This is a genomic window from Streptomyces sp. NPDC045287, assembly GCF_056432325.1.
In genome coordinates this window covers 165341-187502 of the sequence record NZ_JBWKJG010000002.1, presented here as the reverse complement: position 1 = coordinate 187502, position 22162 = coordinate 165341, and the positions used below count along the sequence as shown (strand labels likewise).

Genomic DNA, 22162 nt, shown 5'->3' with positions numbered 1-22162 from the left:
CGCTTCCCGCCGGCCACCGCCGTCGCGGCCGGGCCGGGGGCCGGGGCCACCCTAGTGACCCGCCGCGCGGCCGCCGTCAGGGGGTGGCCGCTCCGCCCCGGCCGAGCAGCTGGGCCAGGCCCCGACGGGTCGCGGCGAGCACGACGCGGTCCTCGGGGCGCAGCACGTAGCCGGGGTGGAGGTCCCACACCAGGCCGGTGCGCCCGTCCTCGGCGGCGTGGTGCACGGCGGCCAGGTCGACGCGCCGCTCGCCGGGCGCGCTCGGGTCCAGGGCGATCACCCGCCAGGCGCCGGGCCGGAACGCCTCGGCGACGGTACGGCCCTCCAGCTCGGGGTGGCCGGCGACGACGACCGCGGCGAACAGCAGGACGCGCCGCTCCACGGGGATGGCGCCCAGGACCTGGCGGCCCATCATGGCACCGGCGAAGGCGGGGGCGGCCAGGTGGGAGACGCTGCGGCTGCGGGTGAGCGCCCCGGGGTGCGCGGCACGCAGGGTCCGGTACACGGCGGTCGCGATGTCGTCGTCGTACAGCCGCAGCACCACGCGCAGGTCCGGGCGGACGGAGCGGGCGTACAGGACGGCCTCCAGGTTGGTGATGTCGAGGCTCGTCAGGGCGAGCAGGGAGCGCGCCTTGTGGACGCGCGCGGCCTCCAGGACGCCCTCCTCGGTGACGTCGCCGAGGACGACGGGCACGCGCAGGCGGCGCGCGGTGGCGACGCCCCGCGCGTCGGGGTCGGCCTCGACGCAGACGACGGGGATGCCCAGTTCCCGCAGCCGGGTCAGGACGCGGGTGCCGACCTTGCCGAGGCCGAGCAGGACGACGTGGCCGGACAGGCCGCGCGGCGGGCGGCGCAGGGAGGTGGCGGTGCGGAAGGTGCCGAGTGCCTCCAGGAGCGCGGCGACGAGCATCGGCAGCAGGAGCAGCCCGACGAACCCGGAGAGCATCTGGAGGACCTGCCGCTCGACGGGGGCGTCCAGGGCGGGGTCGCCGATCGCGAAGAGGTCCAGCAGCGTGAGGTACGCGGCGTGCAGCGGGTGATCGTCCGTGGTGAGCCAGGACGCCACGGCGAGGGCGGCGACGGCTCCGGCGAGGCCGGCGATCGACCAGCGCAGCCGCCGCGAGAACAGCGACGCGAACGGCACGGACGGGGTGGGCAGCCGGCTCGCGGGAAGCGTCGGGCCGGCGTAGGTGACGGCTTCCAGGGCGACGGTGCCGCGTCCGGTGGCGGCGGCGACGGCCCGGTCGTCGGGGAGCAGCCGGGGGCCCTGGTCGCCGCTGCCGTCGGTGCCGTCGCTGCCGGCCGGGTCGGTGGCGGTGGACGACAGCAGGGCGAGGGTGCACAGGCCCGGGTCGGCGATCTCCCCGGGGCCGGGAGGGGTGCGTTCGACGGCGCGCAGCAGCAGCCCGTCCGCGTGGACGATCTTGCTGGTACCGGCGACGGCGGTGGCGGCGAGGGCGGGAGCGGCCGTGTCGGCGTCGGACAGGACGGTGGTGGAGGCGTCCAGGACCTCCGGGTCGATGCCGGGCGTGGCGACGGCGGCGGCCTGGTCGAGGAGCTGCTCCAGGTGCTGGCCGAGCTTGCGGTTGTACATGCGGATGACCAGGCGCAGCCGGGGGTTGAGGCGGCGGGCCAGCAGCGCGGTGCGGATGTTGGTCTCGTCGTCCCCGTGGACCAGGGCGAGCGCGGTGGCGTGTTCGACGCCGGCCTCGACGAGCGCCGTCTCGTCCGCCTCCGCCGCCTCGACGACGTGGACGGTCCGCCGGGGGCCCCGGCCGCCGAGCGTGTCGTACGGGGAGGCGTCGTACGGGGTGACGCGGTCCCGCACGGTCCCCCCGCCGGGGCGCCCTCCCCGCGCCGTGCGCCCGTCCCCGGCGGCGGGGCGGGCCATGGCGGCGGAGACGCGGCCGAACAGGGCGAGGGCGCCGCCGGGGCGGCGGCCCGGGTCCCGCGGGGCGGCGGGGCGGCCGGGGACGAGGAGGGTCACCCGCTCCCGGTACACGTCGTTCAGCTCGTGCGCGAGGCGGTCGGCCAGCGCGTCGTCGCCGCAGACGACCATGTGGCCCATCGCGGGCCCCTGCGAGGGCTGTTGGGGTATCGGAAGCACGTCCCCAGCATGCCGCCGCCCCGCCGGGCCGCGTCCGCCGGGGCGGGGTCCGCGGAGGACCGCGCCGGCCGCCGCGCGCGAACCGGGATGGAGATATGTACCGTTATCCGCCTTATGGTGAGCTTCGTGGCATACGATCGCGCCCGGCGGCTCCCCCGTCCCGCCGCCCCGCCCCCTGGGAGGTCCACCGTGTCGACGACTGCCGGCCGCAAGCGCGCCCGTGTCCGCCCCGCCGTCGCCGCCGTCTCGGCGGCGCTGTTGTCGGCGGCGGGGTGCTCGTCCGGCGGGGAGGGGCCGGGGGAGGCCAGGGGCGGGGTGCCCGTGGTCGAGAAGGGCAAGCTGACGACCTGCACCCACCTGCCGTACCCGCCGTTCCAGTTCGAGCGGGGCGGGAAGGTGGTCGGGTTCGACGTGGCGCTGATCGACCTGGTGGCGGAGGACCTGGGCGTCCAGCAGAAGATCCTCGACACGCCGTTCGAAAATTTCAAGACCGGCGCGTTCCTCAACTCCGGCGAGTGCGACCTGGCCGCGGCCGGGATGACGATCACCGAGGAGCGCAAGAAGAACGTCGACTTCTCCGTGCCGTACTTCGACGCCACGCAGGCGGTGCTCGCGTCGAAGAAGAGCGGGGTGAGGACCCTGGCGGAGGTGAAGGCCCGCGGGCTGCGGCTGGGGGCGCAGGCCGAGACGACCGGTGAGAGCCACGCCAAGGGCCGGGGCTTCGACCCGGTCGCGTTCGAGAGCTCGGACGCCGTGCTCAACGGGCTGCGGACCGGGCAGGTCGACGCGGTCGTCATCGACTACCCCGTCGTGCGGGGCTGGCTCAAGGACGGGGCGAACGCCGCCGCGTTCGTGCTCGGCGAGAGCATCGAGACCGGCGAGCAGTACGGCTTCTCGGTGAAGAAGGGCAACGACAGGCTCCGCGCCGCGATCGACAGGGCGATCCGGGACGCCCGGGCCGACGGCACGTACCGGAAGCTGTACGAGGAGTGGATCGGCCCGCTGCCCGGGGCCGGGTCGTGACCTCGCGGCTGACGAGGCGCCAGCGGCGCCGGGTCTCCCGGGGGATCCAGTACGCGGTGTTCGTCGCCGCGGTCGCCGCCGTCGTCGCCGTGGCCGACTGGGAGCGGCTGCGCAACCAGTTCGCGCAGCGGGGCCTCGCCGGCGAGCTGTTCCCGCAGATCATCACCACGGCGCTGCGCAACACGGTCGTCTACACCGCGTCGGGTTTCGTCTTCGGGCTGGTGCTGGGCCTGGTGATCGCACTGATGCGGCTGTCGTCGGTCGCGCCGTACCGGTGGGTCGCCGGGGTGTACATCGAGTTCTTCCGGGGCTTGCCCGCGCTGCTGATCTTCATCTTCGTGGGGGTCGCGGTGCCGCTGGCGTTCCCCGGGGCGGAGATCCCCGGCGGCACGTACGGGAAGGTCGCGCTGGGCCTGGGGCTGGTCGCCGCCGCGTACATGGCCGAGACGATCCGCGCGGGCATCCAGGCGGTGCCGAGGGGGCAGATGGAGGCGGCGCGGTCGCTGGGGTTCTCGCACGCGCGGGCGATGGCGTCGGTGGTCGTCCCGCAGGCGTTCCGGATCGTGATCCCGCCGTTGACGAACGAGCTGGTGCTGCTGTTCAAGGACTCGTCGCTGGTGCTGTTCCTCGGGGTCACCCTGGAGGAGCGGGAGCTGACCAAGTTCGGCCGGGACCTGGCCAGCCAGACGGCCAACTCGACGCCGATCCTCGTCGCCGGGTTGTGCTACCTGCTGGTGACGGTTCCGCTGGGCTTCGTGGTGCGCCGCCTCGAGGCCCGTACCGGGAAGGCCGGGTGAGCATGGACGCGGGTGGGAGCGCGGAGATCGAGGTCCGGGGGCTGCGCAAGGCGTTCGGGGACCACGAGGTGCTGCGCGGGATCGACCTGGAGGTGGCGCGGGGTGAGGTCGTGTGCGTCATCGGGCCGTCCGGGTCGGGCAAGTCGACGCTGCTGCGCTGCGTGAACCTGCTGGAGGAGCCGTCGGCGGGGCGGGTCCTCGTCGGCGGTACGGAGGTCACGGACCCCGACGTCGACATCGACGCGGTGCGCCGCCGGATCGGCATGGTCTTCCAACAGTTCAACCTCTTCCCGCACCTGACCGTGGAGGAGAACCTGACGCTGCCGCAGCGCAGGGTGCTGGGCCGCGACGGGACGGCGGCGGCGCGGGTCGCCCGGGGGAACCTGGAGCGGGTCGGCCTCCTGGAGAAGGCCGCCGCGTACCCGGCGACGCTGTCGGGCGGCCAGCAGCAGCGGGTGGCGATCGCCCGGGCGCTGGCGATGGACCCACAGGTGATGCTGTTCGACGAGCCGACGTCGGCGCTCGACCCCGAGCTGGTGGGCGACGTGCTGGCGGTGATGCGGGGGCTGGCGCGGGACGGCATGACGATGATGGTGGTCACGCACGAGATGAGCTTCGCCCGCGAGGTCGCCGACCGGGTGGTGTTCATGGACGGCGGCCGGATCGTGGAGGAGGGCCCGGCGGCGCAGGTGGTGGGCGCGCCCCGGGAGGCCCGTACGCGGGACTTCCTCACCCGCGTCCTGGACCCGGCCGCCGCCGCCCCGCCCGGCCCCGAGTCGGCGGCGGACCGGGCGGACCGGGCGCCCTGACGGGGCGGTCGCCCGCGCCCGTACGTGATCGTCCGCGGGCGGGATAAAGCGCCGGGGCCCGGGGTACCCGGTTGCCTCCAGTCCGATGTAAGGGGGCCGAGACCGTGAACAACCAGGTTGACGAGGCCGCCCACCTCGCCGTGGCTCCGGAGCCCGGCGAGGTGGCGGGTGGGGCGCCGCTGCCGCCGGACCGCACGCAGGCGATCCTGGAGGCCACCAAGCAGGTGGCCGGCATCCTGAAGGCGGGCGGGCACCGGTTCGCGCTGGCCGGCAGCGTGGCCGCGTACGCCCACGGCGTGCCGGCCAGCCTCCAGCACGACACCGACTTCGCCATCCTGCGCGAGGACGAGGAAGCCGTCACGCGCGAACTGCAGAACGCGGGCATCCGGGTCCGCAAGCCCCCTGAGGACTGGCTGATCAAGGCCACGTGCCGGGGCGAGGAGATCGACCTGATCTTCGAGCTGGCCCGCCGCCCGGTCACGCAGGAGCTGCTGGCGCGGGCGCAGGTCCTGCCGGTCGACTCGGTGCACATGCCCGTCCTGGCGCCGACGGACCTCATGGGCAGCCAGCTCGCGGCGTTCTCGGAGCACCACTGCGACTTCGGTTCCGTGCTGCCGATCGCCCGGGTGCTGCGGGAGAGGATCGACTGGGACCTGCTGCGCCGGGAGAACGAGGGCTCCCCCATGCCCGAGGCGTTCCTGTTCCTCCTGGAGCGCCTGAACGTGATCGAGCCGAAGGAGGCGACCCCATGAGCGGCGCCGACACGTCCGAGTACCGGATCGCGCACCTGCGCGACCGGCTGGCGAGCGAGGACATCGCCGAGATGGGCGTACGGATCGAGGAGCGCGGCGGGAGCGTGATGCTGTACGGGACGGTGTCCAGCGACGCCTGCCGCAGCGAGGTCCTGCGCATCGCCCGTGAGGAGCTGGCCGGCCTCCCGCTCCACGAGGACCTGGTGGTGGCCTGCTCCGACGCCCCGACGCACCGGGAGGAACTGTCATGATCCGGGTAGCCGCCGTCGGCGACATCCACCTGTCCCCCGAGAGCGCCGGCGCGTTGCGGCCGGCGTTCGACACGCTGGGCGACTGCGCCGACCTGTTGCTGCTCGCCGGGGACCTGACCCGGCACGGCACGGTCGAGGAGGCCCGCGTGGTGGCCCGCGAGGTGGCCGGGCTGCCCGTCCCGGTGGTGGCCGTGCTCGGCAACCACGACTACCAGAGCGACCAGCAGGACGAGGTGACGGCCGTGCTGGAGGAGGTCGGGGTCACCGTCCTGGAGGGCCGGGGCACGGTGCTGCGGATCGGCGGGACGAAGGTGGGCGTCGCCGGGACGAAGGGGTTCGGCGGCGGGTTCGCCGGGCGCAGCGGGGGCGAGTTCGGCGAGCCGGAGATGAAGGCGTTCATCCGGTACACCCGGCGGTGCGCGGAGGAGCTGGCCGCGTCGCTGCGAACGCTCCGGGAGGAGGACTGCGCCGTGCGGATCGCGCTGACGCACTACTCGCCGGTACCGGACACGCTGGCCGGGGAGCCGCTGGAGATCTACCCGTTCCTCGGCAGCTACCTGCTGGCCGAGGCGGTGGACGGGGCGGGGGCCGACCTGGCCGTGCACGGTCACGCGCACATGGGCAGCGAGCACGGGATGACCGGCGGCGGGGTGCGGGTGCGCAACGTGGCGCAGCCGGTGCTGGGGCAGGCCTTCGCGGTGTACCACCTGCCGGTGCACACGCGGCCCACGTCGCTGGCCGGAGGCGCGGCGAGCGCGGGGGTCCGTTGAGTCCGTCCGGTTAGGGGCACCCCTCGGATGGGTAACGGGGGTATTGCGACATATCGGATAAATCTGACAGTCGCAGTCCCGCATCCTGAGAGGAGCCGGAGATCGTGACGGACGACAGCCGGAAGGTGCTCACCAACCGCCAGGGGCACCCGGTACACGACAACCAGAACCAGCGCACGGTCGGCGCCCGCGGTCCGGCGACGCTGGAGAACTACCAGTTCCTGGAGAAGATCAGCCACTTCGACCGGGAGCGCATCCCCGAGCGCGTCGTCCACGCCCGCGGCGTCACCGCCTACGGGTACTTCGAGGCGTACGGCTCCTGGGGCGACGAGCCGATCAGCCGGTTCACCCGGGCGAAGCTGTTCCAGGAGCGCGGCAATCGCACCGACCTGGCCGTGCGGTTCTCGACGGTGATCGGCGGCCGGGACTCCTCGGAGTCGGCGCGCGACCCGCGCGGCTTCGCCGTGAAGTTCTACACGGAGGACGGCAACTGGGACCTGGTCGGCAACAACCTGGGCGTGTTCTTCATCCGGGACGCGATCAAGTTCCCGGACGTGATCCACGCGCTGAAGCCGGACCCGGTCACCTTCGAGCAGCAGCCGCGGCGGATCTTCGACTTCATGGCGCAGACCCCCGAGAGCATGCACATGCTCGTCAACCTGTTCAGCCCGCGCGGCATCCCGTCGGACTACCGCCACATGCAGGGCTTCGGCGTCAACACGTACAAATGGGTGAACGCCGAGGGCGAGACGGTGCTGGTCAAGTACCACTGGATGCCGAAGCAGGGCGTGCGGAGCATGACCGAGGAGGACGCCGCGAACATGCAGGCGCAGGGCCTCGGACACGCCACCAAGGACCTGTACGAGGCGGTCGCGCGCGGTGACCACCCGGAGTGGGAGCTGCTCGTCCAGATGATGTCGGACGACGAGCACGCGGAGCTCGACTTCGACCCGCTGGACGACACGAAGACCTGGCCGGAGCAGGACTTCCCCCCGAAGCCGGTCGGGCGGATGGTGCTCGACCGGATGCCGGAGAACTTCTTCGCGGAGAACGAGCAGATCTCCTTCGGCACGGGCGTGCTCGTGGACGGCCTGGACTTCTCCGACGACAAGATGCTGGTGGGCCGGACGTTCTCGTACAGCGACACCCAGCGGTACCGGGTCGGCCCCAACTACCTCCAGCTCCCGGTCAACCAGGCCAAGAACGCGGACGTGCGCACCAACCAGCGCGACGGCCTGATGACGTACCACGTGGACGGCGCCGGGGAGGACCCGAGCACCAACTACGAGCCGTCCCTCATGGGCGGGCTGCGGGAGGCCCCGGACCCGGCCCACGACGAGCAGGGGCCGGAGATCCGCGGGCGCCTCACCCGCAAGCGCATCCCCCGCACCAACGACTACCTCCAGGCCGGTCAGCGCTACCAGCTGATGGAGCAGTGGGAGCGCGACGACCTCGTGCTGAACCTCAGCAACGCGCTCAAGCAGTGCGACCGGCCCGTGCAGGAGCGGATGGTCTGGCACTTCCTGCTGGTCGACAACGACCTGGGCCTGCGGGTCGGCGAGGGGGTCGGCATCGCCCCCAAGGACGTGGCGGGCCTGGAGCCGCTGCCGAACCAGACGCTCACCGACGACGACCGCAAGCGGCTGGCCAACCTGGGCGAGAACCCGCCGCGGGACGTGACCGGCCTGACGATGACGCACTGCGTGCCGAACGAGCGCTTCGTCGTCTCGCGCTGACGCCGCCGCCCCGCGCCGCCTCGCGTGAAGCGGGCCCGCGGTGGCCCCGGTCCTCCGTGCCGGGGCCGCCGCGGGCCGTTCGCGCGGTGCGGCCGGGTCAGGGGCGGCGCCAGTCGTCGCTCTCCAGGTGGGAGCCGGCCTGGGGACCCATCCGCAGCATCCCGCCGTCGACGGTCCAGGACGCCCCGGTGACGTACGAGGCGTCCTCGCCCGCCAGGAAGGCGATGACGGCCGCGACCTCGCGGGCGTCACCCGGGCGGCCGAGCGGGATGCCCGGGCGACGCTCCTCGCGCACGTCCCGGTCCTCCTGTCCGGTCATGGGCGTGGCGATCTCGCCGGGCGCGACCGCGTTGACGGTGATGCCGTGCTCGGCGAGCTCCAGCGCCATCACCTGCGTCAGCAGCCCCAGCCCGCCCTTGGCGGCGCAGTAGGGGGCGGCGCCGACCCGGGGTTGGTGCTCGTGCACCGAGGTGACGTTGACGATGCGTCCTCCGCCGCCCTGCTCGATCATGCGGCGGGCGGCGAACTGGGAGCACAGGAACGGCCCGATCAGGTCCACGTCGACGACGCCGCGCACGGTCTCGTACGACAGGTCGAGGAAGGGCGTGGCGGTTCCGGTGCCGGCGTTGTTGACCAGGACGTCGATCCTGCCGAGCTCGCCGGCCAGGTCGTCGACGACGCGGGCGGCGCCCGGCAGGTCGGTCAGGTCCATCCGGGCGACGGCCGCGCGGCGTCCGTGGGACCGCACCTCCTCGGCGGTGCGCAGCGCGCCGTCGTGGTCGTCGTGCCAGGTGATGCCCACGTCCATGCCCTGTTGGGCGAGGCGGACGGCCACGGCGCGGCCGATGCCGGAGTCGGATCCGGTGACGACGGCTACAGGGGTTCCTTGATTCATGGATCCGCCGGTACCACGCCCGGCGGACGGCAAACTCCGGCCACCTGGCTGGTTGTGAGCACGACACGAGAGGGCAGGGGAACGGGATGCCGGATGTAACGACAGCCCCCGTGTTCAAACTGGTGCGGCGGACGAGGGAACCCGTCGCCGCGCAGACGCTGCGGTCGACGGTGGCCGCCGTCATCGCGTACGTGGTCGCCCTGATGGTGCTGCCCGCGCAGCCCGCGCCGCTGACGGCGCCCCTGACGGCGCTGCTGGTGGTGCAGGTGACCCTGTACGCGACGCTCACGACCGGGATCCGCCGGGTCAACTCGGTGGTCGCCGGGGTGGTGGTGGCGATCGGGTTCAGCGCCCTGGTCGGCCTCACCTGGTGGAGCCTCGGACTGACGATCTTCGCGGCGCTGATCGTGGGCCACCTGGTGCGGGTCAGCGAGTTCGTCCCCGAGGTCGCGATCAGCGCGATGCTGGTGCTCGGCGTGACCCAGGTGGGCTCGGCCGCCTGGCACCGGATCCTGGAGACGCTGATCGGCGCCGGGGTCGGGCTGCTGTTCAACCTGCTGCTCGCACCGCCGGTGTGGGTGCAGCCCGCCGGGGCGTCCATCGAGGGCCTGGCCTCCGGGATAGGGCGCATGCTGCGCGCCATGGGCGAGGACGTCGCGGACCTGGGTCACGTGCCGGTGTCGCACGCGGCGGCCCGGCTGCACGAGGCGCGGCGGCTCGACCACGCGATCGTGGAGGTCGACGCGTCGCTGCGGCAGGCGGAGGAGAGCCTGCGGCTCAACCCGCGCGTGCGGGACGGCCTGCTGGCGCGGATCGTGCTGCGGACCGGTCTGGACACCCTGGAGATCTGCGCCGTGGTGCTGCGCGTCCTGTCGCGGACGCTGACGGACCTGGCGAAGCACCGCACGGACGAGCGCCTGGTCCCGGCGGACGTGGCGGTGCTGCTGCGGGAGCTGTTCGGGCACATGGCGCGCGCCGTGGAGAGCTTCGCCCGGCTGATCACCACGCAGGTGTCGGCGAACGCCGAGGAGGCGGAGACGCGGCTCACCGAGGCCCTCGCGGACGGGCGCGCCGTCCGCGACCGGGTGGCCGACCTGCTGCTGGAGGACGTGCAGGAGCACCCCCGGCAGTGGCAGCTGCACGGGGCGCTGCTCAGCGAGGTCGACCGGATCCTCGACGAGCTGGACGTGGACAAGCGCACCGAGCGGCTGACGCAGGAGTTGGACCGGCGCGCGGCGGAAGTCAACGAGCGCTACCCCCGGCTGGCGGCCCTCGCCGCCCGCCTGCGCGGGTCGGGCGCCGAGCCGCCGCGGCCGGGGGTGGAGACCTGAGCGGCGGGCGGGTGCGCCCCGCTCAGCCGCCCGGGGCGTCGACGCGGAGGCGCACCTGCTCCTCCAGCCGGTGCAGGCTGCGGTCCAGGGCCTCGGCGACGCGCTGCTCACCGGGGTCGTGGGTCTCGTCGAAGAAGGACAGGTGGACGGTGACCTCGCTGGCACCGCCGTCGATGCCGGCGACCTGGAGCCAGCCGGCGTAGGAGCCCTCCTCGCGGGTCCCCCACTCCAGGCGCATCTGCTCCTTGCGGCGGCTCAGCAGCGCCGGGGTGTCCTCGTCGGTGCGGTCCTCGTGGACGGTCACGGCGGGCAGTTCGCCCGCGTGGACGTGGAGGTCGCCCGGCAGCCACTCGTCCAGGCGGCCGACGTCGGCGGCCTGGTCGAAGACCTGCTCGGGCGGGGCGGGCATCGTCAGGGAGCGTTCGTATTCGGTCATCCCTCCACAGTTCCTCGGCAGCGCGAGGTCATGCCCGGCTCGGCGGAACCGGAAGGCCACGGAACGGGAGGGCGGCGGAACCGGAGAGCCTTGGAACCGGAAGGCCACGGAACGGGAAAAAGGGAAAGCCCCGGCTGGACGGGGGAACCAGCCGGGGCAGCTCACGCGGCCGGCGTCTCCTGCACCGCCGCATAGATGAACGATAAACCACTCGTGGCCGTTGGAGCCAACCGGGCCGCGGGGCCCACCGCCGGGGCCGGACGCCCCGCCCGCCCCGCCCGTCGGGCGGATCGCCCTGCGGAACGGAACGATCCGTGCATAAGGTGATCAAGTATGGGCACTCCACATGCCCTTGTGACCGGTTCCGGATCGGGAGGCGCCGCCGCATGAGCCATCCGCCCGCCCCGTACGCCGTGGTCGTCCCCACCGTCGGACGGCCCTGCCTCGCCGACTGCCTCCGGGCCCTCGCCGCCGCCGAGGGCCCCGAACCGCGCCGGATCGTCGTCGTCGACGACCGGCCGGGCGAGCCGCCGCCCGGCGAGGCCCCCGGCGACCTGCCGCTGGACGCGCTGGGCCCGCTCGCCGACCGGGCCGTCGTGGTCCGCAGCGGCGGTCGCGGGCCGGCCGCCGCCCGCAACACCGGGCTGCGCGAGGTGGCGGAGCCGTGGACCGCCCTCCTCGACGACGACGTCCGCGTCGGCCCCTCCTGGCGGGCCGAACTCGCCCGCGACCTCGCCGCCGCCTCCCCCGACACCGGCGGCGTCCAGGGCGTGCTGCGCGTCCCCCTGCCCGCCGACCGGCGCCCCACGGACTGGGAGCGGAACACGGCCGGGCTGGAGCGGGCCCTGTGGGCGACCGCCGACATGGCGTACCGCACGGAGGCGCTGCGCGCCGTGGGCGGCTTCGACGAGCGGTTCCGGCGGGCGTTCCGCGAGGACGCGGACCTGGCGCTGCGGGTGATCGACGCGGGCTGGCTGATCCGGCGCGGCACCCGGCGCACGGAGCACCCGGTGCGGCCGGCGGACCGGTGGGTGTCGCTGCGGGCGCAGCGGGGCAACGCCGACGACGCGCTGATGGTCCGGCTGCACGGCCCCGACTGGTGGGCGCGCGCCGCCGCGCCGCGCGGCCGGATCCGGCGGCACGCGGCCGTCACGGCGGCCGGCGCACTGGCCCTGGCCCTCGCGGCGGCCGGGCGGCGCCGGGCGGCGGCGCTCGCGGCGGGCGGCTGGCTGCTGGGGACGGCGGAGTTCGCCCGGGCGCGGATCGCGCCGGGGCCCCGTACCCGCGACGAGGTGGTCACCATGGCGGTGACGAGCGCGGCCATCCCGGCGCTCGCCACCTGGCACCGCGTCGCCGGGGAGCTCAGGCACCGCTCCGCCGGGGCCTGGAACGGCGGTGCCGCGTGAGCCGGGCGGGCGGCGCGGGCGGGCCGGCGCGGGAGCCGGGAGCGCCCCGGGAGTCGCCGGGGCACCGGGCCGGCGCCACGGCCGACGGACCCGGCGGATTCGGCGGACTCGGCGGGCGGGCCGCGGCGGAGGGCGCGCCGCCCGCCGCGGTGCTGTTCGACCGCGACGACACGCTGATCGTCGACGTGCCGTACAACGGCGATCCCGAGCGGGTGCGGCTGATGCCGGGCGCGCGGGCGGCGGTGCGGCTGCTGCGGGCGCGCGGGATACCGGTGGGGGTCGTCTCCAACCAGTCGGGCATCGGGCGCGGCCTGCTCACCGAGGCGGAGGTGCGGGAGGTGAACGCCCGCGTCGACGCCCTGCTGGGCGGGCCCCTGGACGTGTGGGTGCACTGCCCGCACGTCCCCGAGGACGGCTGCGCCTGCCGCAAGCCCGCGCCGGGGCTCGTGCTGGAGGCCGCGCGGCGGCTCGGCGTGCCGGCCGACCGGTGCGTGGTCGTCGGCGACATCGGTGCGGACATGGGCGCGGCGCGCGCCGCGGGCGCCCGGGGGGTGCTGGTGCCGACGACGAGGACGCTGCCCGCCGAGGTGGCGTCCGCGCCGGCCGTGTGCCGGGACCTGCTCGGTGCCGTGCGGCACGTGCTGGGGCGCCCGTCGGCCGTGCGGAGGCCGGTGTGAGGGCCCTCGTCGTACGCCTCGACAGCTTCGGCGACGTGCTGCTCGCCGGCCCCGCCGTACGGGCGGTGGCGCACCGCGCGGACCGGGTGGCGATGCTGTGCGGGCCGCAGGGGGCGCCGGCGGCGCGGCTGCTCCCGGGCGTGGACGAGGTGCTCGTGTGGGAGGCGCCGTGGGTGGGGTTCTCCCCGCCGGCGGTGGACCGGACGGACGTCGGGCGGATCGTCGACCGGGTGGCCGCGGGCCGGTTCGACGCGGCCCTGGTCCTGACCTCGTTCCACCAGAGCCCGCTGCCGGCGGCGCTGCTGCTGCGCATGGCCGGTGTCGCGCGCATCGCGGCGGACAGCGTGGACGCCCCCGGCTCCCTGCTCGACGTACGCCACCAGCGGCCCCCGCGCGCCCACGAGGCGGAGGCGGCCCTCGCGCTGGCCGAGGCGGCCGGCTTCCCCCGCCCGCCGGGCGACGACGGGCGGCTGCGGGCGCGGCACGCGGCGGGCGCGCCGGAGCTGACCGGCCCCGGCCCGTACGTCGCCGTCCACCCCGGCGCGAGCGTACCGGCCCGCCGGTGGAGCCCCGACCGGTGCGCCCAGGCGGTGCGGCTGCTCGCCGGGGCGGGCCACCGCGTCGTCGTCACGGGAGGCCCCGGCGAGCGGGAGCTCACCGCGTACGTGGCGGGCGCGCACGGCGTGGACCTCGGCGGACGGACCCGCCCGCCGGAGCTGGCGGCGGTGCTCGCGGCGGCGGGCGCGGTGGTGACCGGCAACACCGGCCCGGCCCACCTGGCGGCGGCGGTCGGCACCCCGGTCGTGTCGCTGTTCTCTCCGGTCGTGCCCGCCGAACGGTGGGGCCCCTACGGCGTCCCGCACGTCCTCCTCGGCGACCAGGGCGCCCCGTGCGCCGGATCGCGCGCCCGGCAGTGCCCGGTGCCGGGCCACCCGTGCCTGGACGGGGTGACGGCCGAGGACGTGGTGGCGGCCGTCGGCAAACTGCTGGAGGCCGGGACGTGAGGCCGCGGGTCCTGGTGCTGAGGGCGCTCGGACTGGGCGACCTGCTGGCCGGGGTGCCCGCGCTGCGGGCGGTGCGGCGCGGCTTCCCCGGGTACGAGGTGGTGCTCGCGGCCCCGCGGTCGCTGGCGGACGCGGTGGCCGCCGTCGACGCGGTCGACGCGCTGCTGCCCGCCTCGGCACCCGGCCGGGCCGTGCCGGTGCGCCTGGCGTGGCCGGGGCCGCCGCCGGAGGCCGCCGTCGACCTGCACGGGAAGGGCCCCTCCAGCCACCTGCTGCTGGAGCGGACGCGACCCGGCCGGCTCCTGGCGTTCGCCCACCCGGGGACCCCGCACATCGCGGGCCCGGCATGGCGGGCGGACGAGCACGAGCGGGAGCGCTGGTGCCGGCTGCTGGAGTGGTACGGCGTCCCGGCCGACCCCGGCGACCTGCGGCTCCCCCCGCCCCGCGAGCCGTCCCCGGCGCCCGGCGCGGTGGTGGTCCACCCGGGCGCGAACGCCGCGGCCCGGCGCTGGCCGCCCGAGCGGTACGCGGAGGTCGTACGGGAGCTGCGGCGGCGCGGCCACCGGGTGGTGCTGACCGGAGGGCCCGGCGAGGACGGGCTCCTCGCGCGCGTGGCCGGGCCGGCCGGGCTCGGCGCGCGGGACGTGCTGGCGGGCGGGCTGCCGTACGGGCAGCTGGCCGCCCTGTGCGCCGGGGCGGCGGCCGTGATCAGCGGGGACACCGGGATCGCGCACGTCGCCGTGGCGTACGGGGCGCCGTCGGTGACGCTGTTCGGGCCCGTACCGCCGCGCTTGTGGGGACCGCCGCCGGGTACCCGACACGTGGCGCTGTGGCACCCCGGCCCGCCGGGCGACCCGCACGGCGGGGAGCCGGACCCGCGGCTGCTGCGCATCGGGCCGGACGAGGTCCTGGCCGCCCTGCCGCCGCACCTGGAGGTGTCCCGGACGTGACCGCCCACGAGACCCGCACGACCGTCGTCGTCATCACCCGCGACCGGCGCGACCAACTGCTGCGCACCCTGGACCGGCTCGCCCGGCTCCCCGAGCGGCCGCCCGTCGTGGTCGTCGACAACGCCTCGTCGGACGGCACCGCCGAGGCGGTCGCCGCCCGCCACCCGGAGGTGACGCTGCTGTGCCCCGGCCGGAACCTCGGGGCGGTCGGCCGTACCCTGGGCGCCCGGCACGCCCGCACGCCCTACGTGGCGTTCAGCGACGACGACTCGTGGTGGGAGCCGGGGGCGCTGGCGGCGGCCGAGCGGCTGCTGGACGCGCACCCCCGGCTGGGGCTGGTCGCGGCCGCCGTGCGGGTCGGGGACGGGGGGCGGGACGACCCGCTCAACGCGGAGCTGGCCGCGTCGCCGCTGGGCCGGGAGCACGGACTGCCGGGGACGCGGGTGCTGGGCTTCCTGGCCTGCGCGGCCGTCGCGCGGCGGCAGGCGTTCCTGGAGGCGGGCGGCTACCACCCGGTGGTGTTCTTCGCCGGGGAGGAGCAGTTGCTGGCGTACGACATGGAGGCGTGCGGCTGGGCGGTGTGCCACTGCCCGGAGGTGGTCGCCGTGCACAGCCCGTCCGGCGGCGTACGGGGCGGGCGGCGCGCGGTGATGCGGCGGAACGCCGCGCTGACGGCGTGGCTGCGGCGCCCGCTTTCCGTGGCGGCGCGGCGGACCGGGGCGCTGGCCGCCCAGGCCCGGCGGGACCCGGAGGCGCGGGAGGCGCTGCGCGGGGTGCTGGAGCGGCTGCCGGCGGCGCTGCGGGCCCGGCGGCGGCTGCCGCCGCGGGTGGAGGCCGCCGCGCGGCGCGTGGAGGGCGACCGGGTCCGCGGAAGCCTGCGGAGGGCGGCGCGCCGGGAGGCCGTGGCGCGGTGAGGCCCCGCCGGCCGTGGCGCGGTGAGGCCCCGCCGGGGGCGCTCCGCACGCCCTGTCGGCCGATCGAGTGACTGAAGCGCTTCGCCCAGTACATACCGATTTGCCCATTTTTTTACGGGTACTCGGCGCCACATGATCACTGTTGGGGTCGAGGAAGAGTTCTTCCTCGTCGACCCGGTCACCTGCCTGCCGGTGCCCCTCGCCGACGAGGTCCGCAGGGCGGCGGGGTTGGGGCCGATCGCGGAGCACGAGGAGGTCCAGTCCGAGCTCCTGCAGTCCCAGATCGAGGTGGCCACCCCCGTCTGCTCCGACCTCGACGAGGTCGGGGGCCACCTCCTGCGCCTGCGGCACGCGCTGGGGACGGCCGCGGAGAAGAACGGCTGCCGGATCGTGGCGACGGGCACCGCCCCGTACCGGGAACCGGGCCCCGTGCCGGTCACCGAGAGCGCCCGCTACCTGGCGATGCGCTCACAGGCGCCCCAGTTGGTCGACGAGCAACTGGTCAACGGCATGCACGTGCACGTCGCGGTGCCCGGCCGGGCCGCGGCGGTCGCCGTGCTCAACCGGATCAGGCCCTGGCTGCCGGCCCTGGTGGCGATGTCGTCGAACTCGCCGCTGTGGGACGGGCACGACACCGGCTTCGCCAGTTGGCGGACGGTGATCTTCGGCAGGTGGGCGGTGAGCGGCCCCCCGCCGTCCTTCGCCGACGCCGCCGACCACGACCGGCGGGTGCGGTCCCTGCTGGAGTCCGGGGTGATCTCCGACACCGGCCAGATCTACTGGCAGGCACGGCTGTCGGAGCACTACCCGACCCTGGAGGTGCGCTGCACGGACGTGCAGCTGAGGGCCGACGCCGCGGTGATGTTCGCGGGGCTGATCCGGGCCATGGTGGCCACGGCCCTGCGGGCGGAGGAGGCCGGGGAGCCGCTCCCCTACTGCCCTCCGGAGCGGCTCCAGGCCGCGAACTGGTACGCGGCACGGCACGGGCTGAGCGATCTGCTGGTGGACCCGGACGGCAGGAGCCGCCGGGCCGGTGACGTGCTGTGCCGGCTGCTCGACTCCGTGGCGCCCGCGCTGGAGGAGGCCGGGGACGCCCGCGAGGTGACCTCGCTGGTGCACCGGCTGCTCCAGCAGGGCACCCCGGCGGACTTCCAGCGCCGGGCGCTCGCCGAGGGCGGGATGCCCGCGCTGGCGGACCTGCTGATCACGGAGACCGTGGCGCCATGAGCGACGACCGAGGAGACCGTATGAGCACTTTCGACCCGAATTGGCAGCACGCCGTCGTGACGGGCGGCGCGGGCTTCGTCGGATCCCACCTGTGCTCCGCGCTGCTGGCCGCCGGTACGGCCGTGACGTGCGTGGACGACTTCAGCACCGGACGGCGGGAGAACGTGTCCCCGCTGCTGGACCACCCGGGCTTCACCCTGGTGGAGGCGAACGTCTCGGAGCCGTTCGAGGTGGACCGCCCGCCGGACCTGGTGCTGCACTTCGCCTCGCCCGCGTCGCCCGCCGACTACCTGCGGCTGCCCCTGCACACGCTGGAGGCCGGCAGCCTCGGCACCCGGCACGCGCTGGCCCTGGCCCACCGGGCGGGGGCGCGGTTCCTGCTGGCCTCCACGTCGGAGGTGTACGGCGACCCGCAGCAGCACCCGCAGAACGAGCGGTACTGGGGCAACGTCAACCCGGTCGGCCCGCGCAGCGTGTACGACGAGGCGAAGCGGTTCGCCGAGGCGCTGGCGACCGCCCAGGCCGAGACGTACGGCACCGATGTGGGGATCGTCCGGCTGTTCAACACGTACGGGCCGCGGATGCGCGGTCACGACGGGCGCGCCGTGCCCACGTTCATCCGGCAGGCGCTGGCCGGCGAGCCGCTGACGGTCACCGGCGACGGGCGGCAGACGCGGTCGCTGTGCTACGTCGACGACACCGTGCGGGGCGTCCTCGCCGCCGCCGCGCACGGGCTGCGCGGTCCGGTGAACATCGGCAACCCGGCCGAGGTCAGCATGGGGGAACTGGCCCGGCTGATCATCGCGCTGACCGGCTCGCGCTCCGAGATCCGGTACGTCGAGCGGCCCACCGACGACCCGGCCGTGCGCTGCCCGGACATCACGCTCGCCCGGGACAAGCTCCAGTGGGAGCCGCGGGTCCCGGCGGAGGACGGGCTGCGGCGCACCATCGACTGGTTCCGCACCGGCGCCGCGGCGGACGCGGCCCCCGGCCCGGCAACCGACGACCGACGAGCACCGGCTGACGGCTGACGGTCGTCCCCTCCGTCCACCCGATCCCCCCTTCCCTTCGCCCTCCCCGCCGTCGCTCTCCCCCGACGTGCCGAAAGACAGGGACCCCATGCGCATTCTCGGAATCAACGCCCTCTTCCACGATCCCGCCGCCGCGCTGGTCATCGACGGACGTGTGGTCGCCGCCGCCGAGGAGGAACGTTTCTCCAGACGCAAGCACGGCAAACGTCCGGTGCCGTTCTCCGCCTGGGAACTCCCGGAGAAGGCCGCCGCCTGGTGCCTCGAACGGGCCGGGCTGCGCCCGCAGGACCTGGACGCCGTCGCGTACTCGTTCGACCCGGCGCTCGCCCGGCCCGCCGACCAGATGGGGCTCGACGACCCCTGGGACCACCTCCGGCTGACCTACGCGCGCGAAGCTCCCGGTTTCCTGCGGACGGCGCTGCCGGGCCTCGACCCGGAGGCGGTCAGGTTCGTGCCGCACCACATGGCGCACGCCGCGTCCGGCGCGTTCGCGACCGACGACGCCGGCGCCGACACCTCGTCCGTCCTCGTCCTCGACGGACGCGGCGAGCGGGCCTCGCACCTCGCCGCCCGCCGCGTCCACCACCGGCTGGAGCCGCTGGCCGCGCAGGACCTGCCGCACTCCCTGGGCCTGGTGTACGAGGAGCTGACCGAGCACCTCGGCTTCCTGCGCTCCTCCGACGAGTTCAAGGTCATGGCGCTCGCCTCGTACGGCCGGCCGCGGATGCGGGAGGAGCTGCGCCGGTACGTCTACCCGACCGGCGACGGCGGCTTCCACGCGGCGGGCGTGCCGTGGCGCGAGCTGTGCCCGCCGCGCGGTCCGCAGGAGGCGTGGACGCAGGACCACGCGGACGTCGCGGCCAGCGCCCAGGCGGTGCTGGAGGAGACCCTGCTGGACCTGGTGCGCTGGCTGCACGGCCAGACCCACGACGCGCTGCTGACGCTCGCCGGTGGAGTGGCCCTCAACTGCGTGGCCAACGCCCGCATCGCGCGCGAAGGCCCCTTCTCGCGCGTGTGGGTGCAGCCGGCCGCCGGGGACGCCGGTACGGCACTGGGCGGGGCCATGCTGCTCGCCGCGGGCGGCGGCGACGAGGTGGCGCCCATGGGCGGCGCCGACCTGGGCCGCGACTGGTCCGACGCGGAGCTGGGGGCCTGGCTGAAGACGGCGGCGGTGCCGTTCGAACGGCCGCCGGACATCGCGGCGGCCGTCGCGGAGGCGCTCGCCGGCAACGCGATCGTCGCCTGGTTCCAGGGGCGTTCGGAGTACGGCCCGAGGGCGCTCGGCCACCGGTCCCTGCTGGCCCACCCCGGCCACGCCGGGAACCTGGAACGGCTCAACGACGTGAAGGGCCGCGAGCAGTTCCGGCCGGTGGCGCCGATGGTGCTGGCCGACCGGGCGGCGGAGATCTTCACCGGGCGGCTCCCCAGCCCGTACATGCTGTTCGTGCACGAGGTGGCGCCCGAGTGGCGCGACCGCATCCCGGCCGTCGTCCACGTCGACGGCACGGCCCGCATCCAGACCGTCGACCGCGCCGCGGAGCCGCTGGTCGCGCGGATGCTGGAGGAGTTCGAGCGGCGCACGGGCCTGCCGGTGGTGGTCAACACCAGCCTCAACACGGCCGGCCGACCGATGGTGGACGACCCGCGCGACGCCCTGGAGTGCTTCGGCTCCACCCCCGTGGACCTGCTGGCGATCGGCCCCTACGCGGTGCGCCGCGGCGGCTTCTTCACGGCGGACTCGCAGGACTCCCAGTCCGTGAGGAGGTCGGCGCGGTGAACATCCTGCTCTGGCACGTCCACGGCTCCTGGACGACGGCGTTCGTCCAGGGCCCGCACACCTACCTGGTCCCCGTGCTGCCCGACCGCGGGCCCGACGGGCGGGGCCGGGCCCGGACCTTCAACTGGCCCGACACCGTACGGGAGGTGGCGCCCGAGCGGCTGCGGGACGAGCCGGTCGACGTGGTGCTGCTCCAGCGGCCCGAGGAGTTCGAGCTCGCCGAGCGCTGGCTGGGCGGGCGCCGCCCCGGCCGCGACGTGCCCGCCGTGTACCTGGAGCACAACGCCCCCGACGGCGACGTCCCCGGCACCCGGCACCCGTGCGCCGACCGCGACGGGCTGACGCTCGTCCACGTCACCCACTTCAACCGGCTGTTCTGGGACAGCGGCCGGGCCCGCGCCGAGGTGATCGAGCACGGCGTCGTCGACCCCGGACACCTGTACACGGGGCGGCTGCCGCGCGCCGCGGTCGTCGTCAACGAGCCGGTGCGGCGAGGCCGCCACACCGGTACGGACCTGTTGCCCGCGCTCGCCGAGGCCGCGCCCCTCGACGTGTTCGGGATGCGCACCGAGGGGCTGGCCGCGCACCTGGGCCTCCCCGAGGAGCGGTGCCGGACCCGGGACCTGCCGCAGCGGGAGCTGCACGCGGCGATGGCGCGGCGGCGGCTGTACCTGCACCCGGTGCGGTGGACGTCGCTCGGCCTGTCCCTGCTGGAGGCGATGCACCTGGGCATGCCCGTGGTGGCGCTGGCCACCACGGAGGCGGTGGAGGCGGTCCCGGCGGGTGCCGGGACCCTGTCGACCCGGCCGGAGGTGCTGGCGGCGGCCGCCCGGCGCTATCTGGCGGAGCCCGAGGCGGCCGCCGAGGACGGCGCCCGGGCCCGGCAGGCCGCCCTCGAACGGTACGGGCTCAAGCGCTTCCTGGACGACTGGGAGCGCGTGTTGACGGAGGTGCGCTCATGACCGCCCACAATCCCGTGGAACCCCTGTCGGTGGTGCTCGTCTCGGAGCACGCGAGCCCCCTCGCGGCGCTGGGGGGCGTCGACGCGGGCGGACAGAACGTCCACGTCGCGCGCCTCGCCGGGGCGCTCGCCGACCGCGGCCACGACGTGGTGGTGTTCACCCGCCGGGACGACCGCCGCCTGCCCGACGAGGTCGTGGTGCGCCCCGGCGTCGTCGTGCACCACGTGCCGGCGGGACCGCCCGAGCCCGTCCCGAAGGACGAGCTGCTCCCCTACATGGACGCGTTCGGCCGGTACGTGGCGCGGGTGCTGGAGGGCCGGCCGCCGGACGTGGTCCACTCGCACTTCTGGATGTCGGGGATCGCCGGGGTGCGGGCGGCGCGCGCGCTGCGGGTGCCGCTGCTCCACACGTACCACGCGCTGGGCACGGTGAAGCGGCGCCACCAGAAGGCGGCCGACACGAGCCCGCCGGAGCGGATCGGCGCCGAGCGCGAGGTGGGACTCGCCTGCGACCGGGTCATCGCCACCTGCCGGGACGAGGTGCGGGAGCTGCGGCGGATGGGGATCCCGCCGGAGCGGGTGAGCGTCGTGCCGTGCGGCGTCGACCCCGGGCAGTTCTCCCCCGCCGGCCCGGCCGCCCCGCGCGGCCCCGCCCGGCACCGGCTGCTCCAACTGGGCCGCCTCGTGCCCCGCAAGGGGGCGGCCGTGACCGTCGTGGCGCTGTCCCGGCTGCCCGACACCGAGCTGGTCGTCGTCGGCGGGCCGCCTCCGGCCGGGCTCGACGCGGACCCGGAGGTGCGGCGGCTGCGCGAGGTGGCCCGGCTCGCCGGGGTCGCCGACCGGGTGCGGTTCACCGGCGCGGTCTCCCGCGACGCGGTGGCGCCGCTGCTGCGCAGCGCGGACGTGGTGGTGTGCCCGGCGGACTACGAGCCGTTCGGCATCGTGCCGCTGGAGGCCATGGCCTGCGGGCGGCCGGTGGTCGCCACCGCCGTGGGCGGGCAGCTCGACACGGTCGCGGACCCGGAGTGCGGCCGTCTGGTGCCGCCGCGCGACCCGGCCGCCCTGGCGCGGGCGGTGGCGGAGTTCCTGGCCGACCCGGGGCTGCGCGCCGCGTGCGGCGCGGCGGGCCGGCGGCGGGTCCTCGGCCGGTACGACTGGAAGCGCGTCGGGGCGGCCACCGAGGCCGTGTACGCGCAGGTGCGCGCCGCCCGGCCCGCCGTGACCGACGCGGCCTGAGCCGCCGACCAGCAGCCGAACGGAACGAGAAGGAGGTGCGGGTCCGCCGCGGCCGTCCCGCCGGAACAGGCG

Annotated in this window: 21 protein-coding genes; 18 read left to right on the top strand and 3 right to left on the bottom strand. The window is 75.6% G+C overall.

Annotation, left to right across the window (positions count from 1 at the left end):
- Positions 1 to 76 precede the first annotated feature (76 nt).
- The gene (locus AC07D6_RS04095) at positions 77 to 2059 is read right to left on the bottom strand and encodes an NAD-binding protein (protein WP_315879063.1); all 1983 of its coding nucleotides are present in this window, start codon (positions 2057 to 2059) and stop codon (positions 77 to 79) included.
- A 237-nt stretch (positions 2060 to 2296) separates the two neighbouring features.
- Between AC07D6_RS04095 and AC07D6_RS04090 the strand changes: the two genes are divergently transcribed.
- The 7 genes from AC07D6_RS04090 to AC07D6_RS04060 all read left to right on the top strand — a co-directional run bounded on the left by AC07D6_RS04090 (position 2297) and on the right by AC07D6_RS04060 (position 8245).
- Positions 2297 to 3130, top strand: a complete 834-nt coding sequence (locus AC07D6_RS04090; protein ID WP_315879049.1) for an ABC transporter substrate-binding protein — start codon at positions 2297 to 2299, stop codon at positions 3128 to 3130.
- Positions 3097 to 3927, top strand: coding sequence for an amino acid ABC transporter permease (locus AC07D6_RS04085; protein ID WP_479041788.1), 831 nt, complete (start codon positions 3097 to 3099; stop codon positions 3925 to 3927). The genes AC07D6_RS04090 and AC07D6_RS04085 overlap by 34 nt, the downstream gene beginning before the upstream one ends.
- 2 nt (positions 3928 to 3929) lie before the next feature.
- Positions 3930 to 4736 (top strand): amino acid ABC transporter ATP-binding protein, encoded by an 807-nt coding sequence (locus AC07D6_RS04080; RefSeq protein WP_479042328.1) that lies wholly within the window; start codon positions 3930 to 3932, stop codon positions 4734 to 4736.
- A gap of 104 nt (positions 4737 to 4840) precedes the next feature.
- Positions 4841 to 5488, top strand: a complete 648-nt coding sequence (locus tag AC07D6_RS04075) for a nucleotidyltransferase family protein (RefSeq protein WP_315879047.1) — start codon at positions 4841 to 4843, stop codon at positions 5486 to 5488.
- On the top strand, positions 5485 to 5739 hold the full coding sequence (locus AC07D6_RS04070) for a hypothetical protein (RefSeq protein ID WP_315879046.1): 255 nt from the start codon (positions 5485 to 5487) through the stop codon (positions 5737 to 5739). Before AC07D6_RS04075 ends, AC07D6_RS04070 begins: the two co-directional genes overlap by 4 nt.
- Complete coding sequence (locus AC07D6_RS04065; RefSeq protein ID WP_315879045.1) at positions 5736 to 6509, top strand: metallophosphoesterase family protein; 774 nt, start codon at positions 5736 to 5738, stop codon at positions 6507 to 6509. The genes AC07D6_RS04070 and AC07D6_RS04065 overlap by 4 nt, the downstream gene beginning before the upstream one ends.
- 104 nt (positions 6510 to 6613) lie before the next feature.
- Positions 6614 to 8245: a catalase gene (locus tag AC07D6_RS04060; protein ID WP_479041785.1), complete on the top strand. Its 1632-nt coding sequence runs from the start codon at positions 6614 to 6616 to the stop codon at positions 8243 to 8245.
- Between the two features lie 97 nt (positions 8246 to 8342).
- Here AC07D6_RS04060 and AC07D6_RS04055 read toward each other — a convergent pair whose 3' ends face one another.
- Positions 8343 to 9140, bottom strand: coding sequence for an SDR family oxidoreductase (locus AC07D6_RS04055; protein WP_315879043.1), 798 nt, complete (start codon positions 9138 to 9140; stop codon positions 8343 to 8345).
- A gap of 86 nt (positions 9141 to 9226) precedes the next feature.
- Between AC07D6_RS04055 and AC07D6_RS04050 the strand changes: the two genes are divergently transcribed.
- Positions 9227 to 10471: an FUSC family protein gene (locus AC07D6_RS04050; RefSeq protein ID WP_479041783.1), complete on the top strand. Its 1245-nt coding sequence runs from the start codon at positions 9227 to 9229 to the stop codon at positions 10469 to 10471.
- Positions 10472 to 10493: 22 nt separating this feature from the next.
- On the opposite strand, the gene AC07D6_RS04045 is transcribed toward AC07D6_RS04050, so the two are convergent.
- On the bottom strand, positions 10494 to 10907 hold the full coding sequence (locus AC07D6_RS04045; RefSeq protein ID WP_315879041.1) for an SRPBCC family protein: 414 nt from the start codon (positions 10905 to 10907) through the stop codon (positions 10494 to 10496).
- A gap of 386 nt (positions 10908 to 11293) precedes the next feature.
- Here AC07D6_RS04045 and AC07D6_RS04040 point away from each other — a divergent pair, with 386 nt between their 5' ends.
- The 10 genes from AC07D6_RS04040 (at position 11294) to AC07D6_RS03995 (ending at position 22090) form a co-directional block, all read left to right on the top strand.
- Complete coding sequence (locus AC07D6_RS04040) at positions 11294 to 12313, top strand: glycosyltransferase family 2 protein (RefSeq protein ID WP_479041781.1); 1020 nt, start codon at positions 11294 to 11296, stop codon at positions 12311 to 12313.
- On the top strand, positions 12310 to 12990 hold the full coding sequence (locus AC07D6_RS04035) for a D-glycero-alpha-D-manno-heptose-1,7-bisphosphate 7-phosphatase (RefSeq protein WP_479041779.1): 681 nt from the start codon (positions 12310 to 12312) through the stop codon (positions 12988 to 12990). Before AC07D6_RS04040 ends, AC07D6_RS04035 begins: the two co-directional genes overlap by 4 nt.
- The gene (locus AC07D6_RS04030) at positions 12987 to 13994 is read left to right on the top strand and encodes a glycosyltransferase family 9 protein (RefSeq protein ID WP_479041777.1); all 1008 of its coding nucleotides are present in this window, start codon (positions 12987 to 12989) and stop codon (positions 13992 to 13994) included. The genes AC07D6_RS04035 and AC07D6_RS04030 overlap by 4 nt, the downstream gene beginning before the upstream one ends.
- Positions 13991 to 14944, top strand: coding sequence for a glycosyltransferase family 9 protein (locus AC07D6_RS04025; RefSeq protein ID WP_479041775.1), 954 nt, complete (start codon positions 13991 to 13993; stop codon positions 14942 to 14944). The genes AC07D6_RS04030 and AC07D6_RS04025 overlap by 4 nt, the downstream gene beginning before the upstream one ends.
- Positions 14941 to 15858 carry a glycosyltransferase family 2 protein gene (locus AC07D6_RS04020; protein ID WP_479041773.1) on the top strand — a complete coding sequence of 306 codons (918 nt, stop codon included), beginning with the start codon at positions 14941 to 14943 and terminating at the stop codon, positions 15856 to 15858. Before AC07D6_RS04025 ends, AC07D6_RS04020 begins: the two co-directional genes overlap by 4 nt.
- A gap of 132 nt (positions 15859 to 15990) precedes the next feature.
- Positions 15991 to 17085: a carboxylate-amine ligase gene (locus AC07D6_RS04015; protein WP_479041771.1), complete on the top strand. Its 1095-nt coding sequence runs from the start codon at positions 15991 to 15993 to the stop codon at positions 17083 to 17085.
- 20 nt (positions 17086 to 17105) lie between these two features.
- The gene (locus AC07D6_RS04010; protein ID WP_479041769.1) at positions 17106 to 18116 is read left to right on the top strand and encodes a UDP-glucuronic acid decarboxylase family protein; all 1011 of its coding nucleotides are present in this window, start codon (positions 17106 to 17108) and stop codon (positions 18114 to 18116) included.
- 88 nt (positions 18117 to 18204) lie between these two features.
- Complete coding sequence (locus AC07D6_RS04005) at positions 18205 to 19893, top strand: carbamoyltransferase family protein (protein ID WP_315879033.1); 1689 nt, start codon at positions 18205 to 18207, stop codon at positions 19891 to 19893.
- A complete protein-coding gene (locus tag AC07D6_RS04000; protein ID WP_479041767.1) occupies positions 19890 to 20855 on the top strand; it encodes a glycosyltransferase in 966 nt (321 codons plus the stop codon). The genes AC07D6_RS04005 and AC07D6_RS04000 overlap by 4 nt, the downstream gene beginning before the upstream one ends.
- Positions 20852 to 22090 carry a glycosyltransferase gene (locus tag AC07D6_RS03995; RefSeq protein WP_479041765.1) on the top strand — a complete coding sequence of 413 codons (1239 nt, stop codon included), beginning with the start codon at positions 20852 to 20854 and terminating at the stop codon, positions 22088 to 22090. Before AC07D6_RS04000 ends, AC07D6_RS03995 begins: the two co-directional genes overlap by 4 nt.
- The last annotated feature ends 72 nt before the right edge of the window (positions 22091 to 22162 follow it).